Source organism: Devosia sp. MC1541 (assembly GCF_012847305.1).
In the GTDB taxonomy this organism is placed as follows: Bacteria; Pseudomonadota; Alphaproteobacteria; order Rhizobiales; family Devosiaceae; genus Devosia.
The window spans coordinates 14,849-27,466 of the sequence record NZ_JABBDZ010000025.1 but is presented as its reverse complement, the minus strand read 5'-3'; the positions used below and the strand labels follow the sequence as shown (position 1 = coordinate 27,466).

Here is a 12,618-nt window from a genome sequence, read left to right as displayed (position 1 = left end):
GCGTAGAAAGTGCGATCACGGCTTACCGCTTGGCCCTGCAGGCTGTGGGTGAGATCGGGGCCATCTTTACCGATGCCAACTCTTGTTACGCACTCGCTTTCAAGCGCAATGGCGTGACCGTGCCACACCTGGAAACAAAGGCGCAAACCCACCTGATTGAGTCCTCAAATTCCTCAATCAGGGACAATCTTGCGCGGTTCAATCGGCGGACAAAGCGCGTCTCCAAAACAGTGCAGATGCTCGAGATTACGCTCAATCTGTTCTTCAACAGGCACCTCATAAAGAGTCCCAAATGAACAGTCCCCTCCCCTTGAGGGGGAGGGATTGAGGGGGGGGGATTGAACGCTGACTTTGGATGAAATCGCGCCGCCCAAAGCTCCACGCCTTCGCCCGCACTGCACCCGAGCCCGAGCGCTCTCTCCCCTGAGCCACCATCCCTCCACAACACCGCTCTACCTCCCTTCCCTTGAGGGGGAGGGAGGTGGGGTGATGGCTAGGCACCAGCACGCGCGTTTTGCCGAACAGCCCCACAAACCCCCAACAAAAAAGGCGCTCAAGGCGCCTCTTTCAAATCCCAATTCTAACTCGCCTCAGTTTGGCGCGTAGAAAATATGGCTATCCACCGCTGCCACCTGATGGAAGGTGTTTGCCCAAGATGGGCGCACGGCAGTGGTGTGGTAGTAGAGTGTCTTGCCCGGAACAGCGCCGATCTCTTTGCCGATGGCAAATTTCTTATAGATGGTCTGGGCAAGATCCTGCGAGTTCGCCCATGCGCGGCGTTCGGTTGGGGTATCGTCACGACCATCGCAAGCGAAGGTGAACTGGCAACGATAAAGACCCTTGTTGGCGTTCTGATAGATCACGCCGCACAGCGAACCCGGGAACTTGCCCGAACGCGCGCGGTTGACGATCACATTGGCCACAGCCTGCTGGCCGCTTGCGGTTTCGCCACGGGCTTCGTGGTAAATCGCCTGTGCGAGGCATTCGCGTTCCGCATTGGCAGTCGCCAGACGCTTCTCGGTCGGCTGATAGCCATTTTCGAGATAGGACGCGAGGATGTCGCTCGAAACGGTGTTCTTGGACACTGGCACCGGAGCGGTAAAGCTCGCGATGGCCGAAAGCGCGGTGTGGGGCTCGCCGACAGAGCCGCGCGAAATATAGCCCATCAGCACGTCATCGGTCAGCTCAGCCTGTGGGCCAGCCAGTGTTACCGAAACGGAGCGCAGCTCTTGCTGGCGCTTGGCATAATTGGCAACGAGCGCTTCGGTCAGCGGCTGTTCACCCGGACGGATGTTCAGCGTCGCGCCCAGAGCGGGTTGCTGGCGCAGCTCGGTCAATGCTTCAGGAATGGTGTGCGGAAGGGTAACTCCGGTCTCGGCGCGGGCCGGCGAAAAGGTAACGAGCAAAGTGAGCGCAAAGGCGCCAACGGCGAGAGCGGCTGAAAACGCTCGGGTCGAATTTTGCTGCCAGCTTTTCTTCAAAGCCCCGTCCTTATCCCTGAGCCCAGCCGGTCGTTGCCGGTGAGCCTTCTCCGTGTCCGCCTAAGCGGCCATCGGTCGTTGTCCTTACACTAGCCAAGGATGGCGCCCGATGGAAGTCGAAATTTACGGCTGCTTAACCATAGCAATTAGCAACTTAAGCTATAGTTAAAGGCCCGAAGGCCTTATGGAAACCTTTGATTTCGCTGAGTTTTAGGGATGCTGAATGAGGGCTTACGCTATTCGATAAAGATTTATCTATTACCGAAAATGGTTAATCCGGGCGACGCCCGGATTCCCCTTATTCGCCGTGGAATGCCGCACGATGAACGTGGTTTAGGCTTTCCATCACAGACACACCCAGCCTGTGGATATGTTCATCGGGGCCGACCATGTCCGGCACCATAATCGTCTGCATACCGGCTGCGTGGGCCGCGCGGACGCCAACATTGCTGTCTTCGAGCGCCAGGCACAGCGTCGGATCGACACCAAGGCGCTTGGCTGCAAGCAGATAGGGTTCTGGGTCGGGCTTGGGGTTCATGACATCGTCGCGGGTGACGATGGTATCAAACAGATCAATCAGCCCCGAGCTCGCCAAATGGTGGTGCGCATGCTTGCGCGATGAGGAGGTCGCGACCGCTGTTGGAATGCCGCGCTCGCGAATCTCACGGAGAAACTCGATTGCACCGGCCTTCACCGGCACCCCATCCGCGCCCATGACATCGATCATCTCAAGGCATCGGTTGTTGAAGGTCTCGTAAGAGAATTCCTTCCCATACGAGTGCTGCAACCACAGCTTGGTGTGCTCGTTGCTCGATCCAACCATGCCGCGATGGATATCATGGGTCATGACATAGCCAAGCTCATCGGCCACTTCATAGACGATGGTCTTAAAGAACATCTCGGTGTCGAGCAGGGTGCCGTCCATGTCGAAGATGGCGGCTTGAAAGGGCGTCAGGCGAATACTATCGAGATCAGGCATCATAGATTGCGCTATATGCTGAAATTTGCCGATACGGAAGCGACAGCTGTGCAAGCCCGACCTGCGTGTCGAACTCAACCCCTCGTGCGAGCATTGGTAGAGCATGACCCAGTTTAGACCCGTGCAAACGCACCAGGCCCTTGGCAATGCCTTCTTTGATCGCGTCGCTCCTGCCGATTTTCCAAAAACCATTCTGCGCCACCGCGATCAGCGGTGGGCCGAACGCATTGGCTTGGACGCACTCAGTGATTCCAAATGGTTAGATCATTTTGGTCGGTTTGAGCCGTTTGAAGGATCGTTTCCCGAACCCTTGGCGCTGCGCTATCACGGCCATCAGTTCCGGTCATACAACACCGATCTCGGCGACGGGCGGGGGTTTTTGTTTGCCCAATGCATCGATCCGGTTGATGGGCGCCTTCTCGATTTCGGCACCAAAGGCTCGGGCAAAACCCCATGGTCGCGCGGCGGCGATGGTCGCCTGACGCTCAAGGGGGGAGTGCGCGAAGTGCTCGCTACCGAGATGCTCGAAGCCCTGGGCGTCTATACGTCAAAAAGTTTCTCGCTGGTCGAGACGGGCGAGCAATTGCATCGCGGCGATGAGCCGTCCCCGACGCGCTCGGCAGCGCTGACACGCCTCAGCCACAGCCATATTCGCCTCGGCACCTTCCAGCGCTTTGCCTATTTCGACGATAAGGAAAATCTCCAGCGTTTGGTGGATCACACCATCGCCCACTATTATCCAGACCTCGCCGAGGCTGAAGATCGCGCGGCGGCATTGCTCGAACGCGTCGTCGCCGAAGTCGCGCGCCTTGGTGCGCAATGGACCGCCGCCGGCTTTGTCCATGGCGTTCTCAATACCGACAATATCAACATCACCGGCGAAAGCTTTGACTACGGCCCGTGGCGGTTCATTCCAACCTATGACCCCACCTTCACCGCTGCCTATTTCGACGAAACTGGGCTTTATGCCTTTGGTCGCCAGCCCGACACGCTCGCCTGGAATTTGACCCGTCTCGCCGAATGCCTCGTCCCGCTGTCGTCGATCGAAAAGCTAGAGCCCGCGCTCAACACCATTTGGCCGCAGTTCCGCGACCAATTGGGCCGTCAGGTGCTCCGCCGCCTCGGCCTAAAACCGCGTGACGTGGACGACGGCACTGCCTTCGTTGCCGCCATGTTCGCCTTCCTCACGGCCAGCAAAGCACCATATGAGCAATTCTTCTTTGATTGGCGCGGTGGCGTCTTGAGCTTTGATCGCGCCGCGGCCAGCCCCAGTGCAGATCTTTACGCCAGCGAGGCCTTCCGCCCGTTCGCCGATCTTTTGGAGCGCTATGGGCCATCGGATGATGTGAACCTCGGTCACGCCTATTTTGCCCAGAAAAAGCCGCGCACCATGCTCATCGATGAGGTGGAAGCCATCTGGGCCCCCATTGCGCAGAGCGATGACTGGTCACTCTTTCATCAAACGCTGCAAGACATTGCCCAGATGCGCGCCGCCTACAACGTCATCGTTTAGATCTGCGACGTACAAGCCCTTGTTGCGTCTTCCCGGACCTGCATAATGTGGTCAGGGAGGACTACAACAATGCCGATTTATGCACTTGATGGCGTCGCGCCCAAAATCGACCCTGAGGTCGCCTGGATCGCGCCAACTGCTGTTCTGGTGGGCGATATTGTTGTCGGGGCCGATGTCGGCATTTGGTTCGGCGTTGCCGCCCGCGGCGACATTGAGCGCATCACCATTGGTCGGCGCACCAATATTCAAGAGAATAGCGTTCTGCATACCGATACCGGTCATCCGCTGGTGATCGGCGAGAATGTCACCATTGGCCACGCTGCCATTGTTCATGGCTGCACCATTGGCGACAATTCACTCATTGGCATGGGCGCAACCGTGCTCAATGGTGCGGTCATTGGCAAAAACTGTCTCATCGGCGCCAATGCCCTCATCACCGAGGGTAAGATTATCCCTGACAATTCCATGGTTTTGGGCGCGCCGGGCAAAGTCGTTCGCGACATCGATGCCGAAGGCGTCGCCGCGCTCGCCGCATCGGCCGAGCGCTATGTGCAAAATGCACGGCGCTACGCCCAAGGGTGCCGCCCAATTTCACCCGACGAACCAAACTTCGAGCCCGCTTGACGTAAAGGGCAAGGGGGCTTGCCGCAAACGCATCAGTTCGCCGCTTGGGACCTGACCTTGGAGAGGTCTATGCTCAAGCAAATAGTTTTATTGCCGGAAGAGGAGCCAGCATGAAGACCCACGAAGTACGCACCTATAAATCGGCTGAGCATCTTCCTCGCGAGGACCAATTGGCGTGGAAGCTCGCCAGTGTTGCCACCGACCCGGTCGCCCTCGACGCCGATGTCATTGAGATGATCGGCAATCGTATCATCGACAACGCTTCTGTGGCCGCCGCCTCGATTGCGCGCGGTCCCATTCGTTCGGCCCGGGCTCAGGCCTTGGGTCACCAATCCCCGCGCGGCGCGCAGGTTTTTGGTCTGCCCGAAAATGTCAAAGTCTCGCCCGAATGGGCCGCTTACGCCAACGGCGTGGCCGTGCGCGAACTCGACTTCCACGACACCTTCCTCGCCGCTGACTATTCCCACCCCGGCGACAATATCCCGCCCATTCTCGCGGTGGCGCAGGCCAAGGGTCTCGATGGACAGGCTCTGCTGCGCGGCATTGCAGCGGGCTATGAAATTCAGGTCGATCTCGTAAAGGGCATCTGCCTGCACGAACACAAGATCGACCATATCGCCCACCTTGGCCCTTCGGCTGCTGGTGGCATTGGTGCGCTTTTGGGGCTCTCAACCGAAATCACCTATCAGGCGATCCAGCAGGCGCTCCACACCACCACCACCACGCGCCAGTCGCGTAAGGGCGAGATTTCCACGTGGAAGGCTTATGCCCCTGGCTTTGCGGGCAAAATGGCCATTGAAGCGGTGGACCGTGTCATGCGCGGCGAAGGCGCTCCTTCTCCAGCCTATGAAGGCGAAGACGGTTTTATCGCCTACCTCCTCTCCGGCCCATCTGCGCGTTACTACGTGCCGCTGCCGGAAAAGGGCGAAGCCAAGCGCGCCATCATGGATACCTACACCAAGGAATATTCGGCTGAATATCAGAGCCAGGCGCTTATCGATCTGGCCAAGCGCATGGGCGCCAAGATTGCCGACTTCTCCAAGATCAAATCGATCCTGATCAAGACCAGCCATCACACCCACTATGTCATCGGCACGGGTGCGAACGATCCGCAGAAGATGGACCCTAAAGCGAGCCGCGAAACGCTCGACCACTCCATCATGTATATTTTTGCGGTGGCGCTCGAAGATCGCGGTTGGCACCACGTCAAGAGCTACGCTCCCGAACGCGCCAACCGTCCGGAAACAGTCGCTCTCTGGCACAAGATCACCACCGAAGAAGACCCGATCTGGACCAAGCGTTATCACGCCAAGGGCGAAGACATGGCCTATGGTGGTCAGGTCATCATCACCATGGAAGATGGCACAACGCTCGTTGATGAGCTTGGCGTCGCGGATGCACACCCCAATGGCGCACGTCCCTTTAGCCGCCCGAACTACATCGAAAAGTTCCGCACGCTCTGCGAAGGCATCGTCTCGAAAGAGGAGCAGGATCGCTTCCTCGCTCTTGTCGAGCGTCTGCCCAGCCTTACCGCTGCAGAAGTGCGCCAGCTTAACTTTGTGGTGACGACGGACCAGCTCGGTCCTGAAGCTCCTGCCGGCATTTTCTGAGGGAGGACGTCATGGAAACGACGTTCAAACCGAAGAAATCCGTTGCTCTCTCAGGTGTTTCCGCTGGCAACACCGCCCTGTGCACCGTTGGGCGCACAGGCAACGATCTTCATTATCGCGGCTATGACATTCTCGACCTCGCAGAAACCTGCGAGTTCGAGGAGGTGGCGCACCTTCTGGTCCACGGCACTCTGCCAACGGTCTCTCAGCTCGCCGCCTATAAAACGCGTTTGAAGGCCATGCGTGGACTGCCTCTGGCCGTCCGCCAATCGCTCGAAGCCCTGCCAGCCGGTGCCCATCCCATGGATGTCATGCGCACCGGCGTATCAGTCATGGGCTGCACTCTGCCAGAGCCGAGCGATCACAACACGGCCGACGCCCGCACCATTGCCGATCGCCTTATGGCCAACCTCGGCTCGATCCTTCTCTATTGGTATCACTACGCCAATAATGGTCGCCGCATCGAGGTTGAAACCGACGACGACAGCATTGGTGGTCATTTTTTACACCTCTTGCATGGAAAAGCTCCAAGCCAAGAGTGGGTAAAAGCCATGCATGTTTCGCTCATTCTCTATGCCGAGCATGAGTTCAATGCCTCGACCTTCACCGCCCGCGTCATCGCAGGCACAGGCTCGGACATGTATTCGTCCATCGCTGGTGCAATTGGCGCGCTGCGCGGTCCAAAACATGGCGGGGCCAACGAAGTCGCTTTCCAAATTCAAGAGCGCTACGCCTCGGCCGATGCAGCCGAAGCCGATATCCGCAAGCGCGTTGAGAATAAGGAAGTTATCATCGGCTTTGGTCACCCGGTCTACACGGTCTCCGATCCGCGCAATGTCGTCATTAAGCGCGTCTCCAAAGCACTCGCTGAGCAAGCCGGGGCGAAACGCCAGTTCGATATCGCCGAGCGTATCGAAACGGTGATGATGGACGCCAAGAAAATGTTCCCGAACCTCGATTGGTTCTCGGCCGTTTCTTACAATCTCATGGGCGTTCCAACGGCCATGTTCACCCCGCTCTTTGTCATTGCGCGCACCTCCGGCTGGTCCGCTCACGTCATCGAGCAGCGTCAGGACGGCAAGATCATTCGCCCTTCGGCCAATTACATCGGCCCCGAAGATCTCAAGTTCGTGCCGCTCAAAGATCGCAAGGAGGCTTGAACCATGCCTTATCTCATCAGTGCTGAACTCCCGCGCGAAAGCGCGGGTTCTCGCTTCCGCGCCCTCCTGGATCGTCCGCAAATCCTCCAGCTTCCAGGCGCACACAATGGCCAAGCCGCCATTCAGGCCCGTAACGCGGGCTTTGAAGGGCTCTATCTTTCAGGCGCGGCCATGACCGCGTCGATGGGTATTCCCGATCTCGGCATAATCACCGTCGATGAAGTCTCCTTCTTCATCCGCCAGATTGCTCGGGCCTCCGGCCTGCCGCTCTTGGTCGACGGCGACACGGGCTATGGCGAAGCGCTCAATGTCATGCACATGGTCCGCTCTTTTGAAGAAGCCGGGGCAGGGGCAGTCCACCTAGAAGACCAGCTGCTGCCGAAAAAATGCGGCCACCTCAACGATAAAAAACTTGCCGATGCCCATGACATGGCGGCCAAGGTTGCCGCTGCTGCCAAGGCGCGCCGCGATATGGTCATCATCGCCCGCACCGACGCTGCTGGCAGTGAAGGCCTTGATGGTGCCATCGCCCGCGCCAAGCTTTACGTCGAAGCCGGGGCTGATGCGATTTTCCCGGAAGCGCTCACCACCATCGACATGTTCCGCGACTTCGCCAAGGCGATGCCGGGCGTTAAGCTTCTGGCCAACATGACCGAATTTGGCCGCACGCCCTATCAGACGGCGTCTGAATTTGAGGCTCTGGGCTATTCCATGGTCATCTGGCCGGTGTCGTCTTTGCGCGTCGCCAACAAGGCGCAGGAAAAGCTTTACGCCACCATCAAGCGCGATGGCGGCACCAAGGCCATGCTGCCTGAGATGCAGACGCGCCAAGAACTCTACGACGTCATTGGCCTGCACGACTATGAAGCGCTCGACGCCTCAATTGTTAAAACCATCGTCCCTACAGCGCTCTAAGACCAGATGTGGTCCCGAGTTAAGTCAAAAATCGTTTGAATCTATTAATCTGATGATGATCTACTTCCCCTCGTCGCTTTGAGCGGGGTGGGGAAATTTCAAGCAAAACCGGAATGAAATACTCCCGGAAGCTGATTGGTTGGCATCGCATTGTTGTGGTGCCGATCCTTATTGCTCTGGCACTTCTTGCTGTCTTTGCGTTTCTTATTGAACAGCAAAATCAACAGATTGCCGAAACGCGTATGCGCGCGGAATATATTTCAAAGCTCTCGGTCATTCGCACCAAGCTGGAAAGCAATATTCAGAGCAATCTCCAACTGCTCAAAGGCATGGCCTCCGCCCTTGCAGCCGATGTTGAGCTGGACGAAAGCCGCTTTCGGCAATTGGCAGCGGCGACGCTCGACGGCAATAGCCAAATCCGCGCGGTTACCTTAGCCCCTGACATGGTGGTGCGCTGGGCCTATCCGCGCACGGGCAATGAAGACTCCATCGGCTTTGATTACCGCACCTCGCCCGAGCAATGGCCTGCGGTTCAGCGCATGCTCACCAGCGGTGAGTCCCATTTTGTCGGCCCCCTGGCTTTGGTGCAAGGCGGCGTTGGTTTCGTCGCTCGTTACCCCATTTTTGATGCCAATACGGCGCGTCTGTGGGGCATTGTCTCAGCCGTCGTTGATGGTCCAAGGCTGCTCATGGCGAGCGGTATTATCGAAAACCGCGACTTCGACCTCTCCCTCACGCTCTACACGCGCGAGCAGCCGAGCGGGCAGCGCATCTTTGGTCAGGACCTCTCCCCGCGCAATCCGGTCTATGCCGATGTCAATCTCACCGATGGCCAGTGGCGCTTTGCCGTTGTGCCCAAGAACGGTTGGGTTCCAAACGCCGCTGCCACATGGGCCTTGCGCGTCATGTTGGGCATTGCCGGCGCGCTGATTTTGCTGCCCATTCTCCTCACCGGTCGCATGGTGCAACAGCGCCAAAACCATATCCGCGAGATCGCCGACCACGCCCAAGAGCTGGACGCGCTGACGCGTCGTTTCCACTTGGCCTTGGATGTGTCCAAGGTTGGCGTCTGGGAGATCGATCTCGAAAGCGGGCTCGAGACTTGGGATGCCCGCACAAATTTTCTCTATGGCACGCCCAATGATGGCAAGCCGCGACGCAATGAGGATTGGCTGGCCGCGGTCCACCCAGAAGACCGCGAACGCGCCAGCAGTGATTTTAAGGACATGGTCTCCGAGGGGCGATCAGAGTCCACCTATCGCGTGGTCAGGCCAGACGGCGGCATTCGCTACGTTCGCTCGGTTGGCGCCTTCTTCCGCGAAGAAGGCCGGTCCGACGCGATTATCGGGGTGAATTTTGACATCACCGCCGACGTCGAAATGCATCAGGCCCTGCTCAACGCCAAGAGCCTCACCGAGGCGCGCAATAAGGATCTCGAAGCGGCGCGTATTTCCATCGAACACAACGCGCTCCACGATAGTCTTACCGGCCTGCCGAACCGTCGTTACCTCGACGACATGCTCAAGCAACATCTGCAGGACGGCTATTATGGCGCCGGATCGATTGCGCTCCTCCATATCGATCTCGACCGCTTCAAGCAGATCAACGACACACTAGGCCATGCGGCAGGCGATGCCATGCTGGTCCACGCCGCCGAAGTGCTGCGCTTCAACTGCCACGATACCGATTTTGTTGCCCGCATTGGCGGGGACGAATTTGTCATCGTCTCCAGCGCTGGCGCGAGCGATGATCGTCTCACTGCCATGGCCGACAAGATCGTGCACGAAATGCGCAAGCCGGTGCTGCATGAAGGGCACGAATGCCGCTTTGGTGTGAGCGTCGGGCTTGCCGTCAGCCGCTCAGCCAATACCGATGTGAAACAGCTGCTGATCAATGCCGACATCGCCCTCTATCGGGCTAAGGCGCGCGGGCGCAATCGCTATGAGTTCTTCACCCAGGAGCTACAGAGCGAGGTCATCAGTTCCAAGCGCATCGCTGACGAAATCCTCAGCGGCCTCGAAAACCATGAGTTTATCGCCTTTTATCAACCGCAGGTCGATGCCCGCACCTTGGCCGTCACCGGCGTTGAAGCGCTGGTGCGCTGGCATCACCCCACCGAGGGCCTGTTGACGCCCGACCGCTTCATGCGCATCGCCGATGAACTCAATGTCGTCAGCGCGCTGGATTCTCTGGTGCTGCGTCAAGTGCTGGCAGATCTCAAGCGCTGGGACGCTATCGGGCTACACGTGCCCCATGCTTCGGTGAACGTGTCTTTGCGTCGCCTCAATGATGAGACCTTGGGCGATAGCCTCAAGGCGCTGGACATCGAGCCGGGGCGCATTGCCTTCGAGCTGGTGGAATCCATCTATCTCGATGAAAGCGACAGCGTCGTCTCGTTCAATATCGAGCGCATTAAGCAGCTCGGTATCGATATTGAAATCGATGACTTCGGCACCGGATACGCCTCCATCGTCTCTTTGCAAAAGCTGCGTCCGCGCCGCCTCAAAATCGACCGACAATTGGTCGCCCCCATCGTCGACAGCCTGAGCCAGCGCCGCCTCGTTGACTCCATCGTCGACATTGGCAAATCCATGGACATCGATATCGTCGCCGAAGGCGTCGAGACCATGGAACACGCAGCGGTCTTGCGAGACCTCGGTTGCGATATTCTTCAGGGCTATGCCCTAGGCCGCCCAATGTCGCGCGAAATGCTGGAGAGCTTCCTGCGCACACCAGCGCTGCGCCACACTGGATAACGCCCGGCCGATGTCGGGATATAAACAAATCTTTATATCCCGATTGATCCGTGCCTTTCCATTCCGTATAGGAATGACAAAACCTTTCTCCTGTGGAGCCGACCCATGACAAACCCAGCGACTGAATATTCGGTCAAGGACATCTCTCTTGCAGATTTCGGCCGCAAGGAGCTCAGCATTGCCGAGATCGAAATGCCGGGCCTGATGGCCATTCGCTCTGAATATGCTGCTGCTCAGCCGCTCAAGGGCGCGCGCATTGCGGGCTCGCTGCACATGACCATTCAGACCGGCGTGCTGATCGAGACCCTCGTTGCTCTCGGCGCGGACGTACGTTGGGTGTCGTGCAATATCTTCTCGACCCAGGATCACGCTGCTGCTGCCATCGCCGCTGCTGGCATTCCTGTGTTCGCGCACAAGGGCGAAACCCTCGAAGAATACTGGGAATTCACCGACCGCATGATGGATTGGGGCAATGGCGAAACCCCAAATATGATCCTCGACGACGGTGGCGACGCGACCATGTACGTGCTCGTTGGCGCCAAGGCTGAGAAGGACATTTCTGTTCTCGACAAGCCAGGTTCGGAAGAAGAAGAAATCTTCTTTGCCACCATCCGTAAGCGCCTCGCCAAGTCCCCGGGCTTCTTCTCCAAGATCCGCGATGCCATCCGCGGCGTTTCGGAAGAAACCACCACGGGCGTTCTGCGTCTCAATCAGCTGGCCGCTAAGGGCGAACTGCCGTTCCCAGCGATCAACGTCAATGACTCGGTCACCAAGTCCAAGTTCGACAACAAGTACGGCACTCGTGAATCGCTCGTTGACGCGATCCGTCGCGGCACCGACGTGATGCTCGCTGGCAAGGTCGCCATCGTTTGCGGCTATGGCGATGTGGGCAAGGGTTCGGCTGAATCCCTGCGTGGCGCTGGCGCCCGCGTGCTCGTCACCGAAGTCGATCCGATCTGCGCGCTGCAGGCGGCTATGGAAGGCTTTGAAGTCGTCACCCTCGAAGACGCTGCGCACCGCGCCGACATCGTCGTCACCGCCACTGGCAATCGTGACGTCTTGATGGTCGATGACATGCGCAAGCTCAAGGACATGGCCATTGTCTGCAACATCGGCCACTTCGACAACGAAATCGACGTGCTCGGTCTGCGCAACTTCAAGTGGACCAATGTTAAGCCACAGGTCGATCTGATCGAGAAGCCAGATGGCAGCCGCCTGATCCTTCTCTCCGAAGGGCGCTTGGTAAACCTTGGCAACGCCACCGGTCACCCAAGCTTTGTGATGTCGGCATCCTTTGCCAACCAGACCCTGGCTCAGGTCGAACTCTGGACCAAGGGCGAAACCATGGCCAAGGCCGTTCACGTGCTGCCAAAGCACCTCGACGAGAAGGTCGCTGAATTGCACTTGGCCAAGCTCGGCGCAAAGCTCACCAAGCTCAACAAAACCCAGGCTGACTACATCGGCGTCGATGTCGACGGCCCATTCAAGTCCGGCGAATACCGCTACTAATTTTCGGTTCTGCCACCAGATATGAGAAAGCCCGCTTCGGCGGGCTTTTTTATGGGTAAGACATGGTAAAC

The 12,618-nt window shown here is 58.1% G+C and carries 10 protein-coding genes; 8 read left to right on the top strand and 2 right to left on the bottom strand.

Going from position 1 to position 12,618, the window contains the following annotated elements; all coding sequences use genetic code 11:
* Nucleotides 1–296: IS1 family transposase (locus tag HKD40_RS16950; RefSeq protein ID WP_169195921.1), on the top strand; the 296-nt coding region annotated here is incomplete at its 5' end.
* A gap of 294 nt (nt 297–590) precedes the next feature.
* Here HKD40_RS16950 and HKD40_RS16945 read toward each other — a convergent pair.
* Both HKD40_RS16945 and HKD40_RS16940 read right to left on the bottom strand, forming a co-directional pair.
* On the bottom strand, nt 591–1,481 hold the full coding sequence (locus tag HKD40_RS16945) for a cell wall hydrolase (RefSeq protein WP_169196960.1): 891 nt from the start codon (nt 1,479–1,481) through the stop codon (nt 591–593).
* Between the two features lie 298 nt (nt 1,482–1,779).
* The gene (locus HKD40_RS16940; RefSeq protein WP_169196959.1) at nt 1,780–2,463 is read right to left on the bottom strand and encodes an HAD family phosphatase; all 684 of its coding nucleotides are present in this window, start codon (nt 2,461–2,463) and stop codon (nt 1,780–1,782) included.
* Nucleotides 2,464–2,563: 100 nt separating this feature from the next.
* Here HKD40_RS16940 and HKD40_RS16935 point away from each other — a divergent pair, with 100 nt between their 5' ends.
* The 7 genes from HKD40_RS16935 (at nt 2,564) to ahcY (ending at nt 12,547) form a co-directional block, all read left to right on the top strand.
* Nucleotides 2,564–3,973, top strand: a complete 1,410-nt coding sequence (locus HKD40_RS16935; RefSeq protein WP_169196958.1) for a protein adenylyltransferase SelO — start codon at nt 2,564–2,566, stop codon at nt 3,971–3,973.
* Nucleotides 3,974–4,042: 69 nt separating this feature from the next.
* Nucleotides 4,043–4,597 carry a gamma carbonic anhydrase family protein gene (locus tag HKD40_RS16930; RefSeq protein ID WP_169196957.1) on the top strand — a complete coding sequence of 185 codons (555 nt, stop codon included), beginning with the start codon at nt 4,043–4,045 and terminating at the stop codon, nt 4,595–4,597.
* A 110-nt stretch (nt 4,598–4,707) separates the two neighbouring features.
* Complete coding sequence (locus HKD40_RS16925; protein ID WP_169196956.1) at nt 4,708–6,207, top strand: MmgE/PrpD family protein; 1,500 nt, start codon at nt 4,708–4,710, stop codon at nt 6,205–6,207.
* Between the two features lie 11 nt (nt 6,208–6,218).
* Entirely contained in the window at nt 6,219–7,367 is a 1,149-nt protein-coding gene (prpC, locus tag HKD40_RS16920; protein ID WP_169196955.1) for a 2-methylcitrate synthase, read from the top strand.
* Nucleotides 7,368–7,370: 3 nt separating this feature from the next.
* Complete coding sequence (gene prpB / locus HKD40_RS16915; protein ID WP_169196954.1) at nt 7,371–8,282, top strand: methylisocitrate lyase; 912 nt, start codon at nt 7,371–7,373, stop codon at nt 8,280–8,282.
* 113 nt (nt 8,283–8,395) lie between these two features.
* Nucleotides 8,396–11,038: an EAL domain-containing protein gene (locus HKD40_RS16910; RefSeq protein WP_210257151.1), complete on the top strand. Its 2,643-nt coding sequence runs from the start codon at nt 8,396–8,398 to the stop codon at nt 11,036–11,038.
* A gap of 105 nt (nt 11,039–11,143) precedes the next feature.
* Nucleotides 11,144–12,547, top strand: a complete 1,404-nt coding sequence (ahcY, locus tag HKD40_RS16905; protein WP_169196953.1) for an adenosylhomocysteinase — start codon at nt 11,144–11,146, stop codon at nt 12,545–12,547.
* Nucleotides 12,548–12,618: the final 71 nt, after the last annotated feature.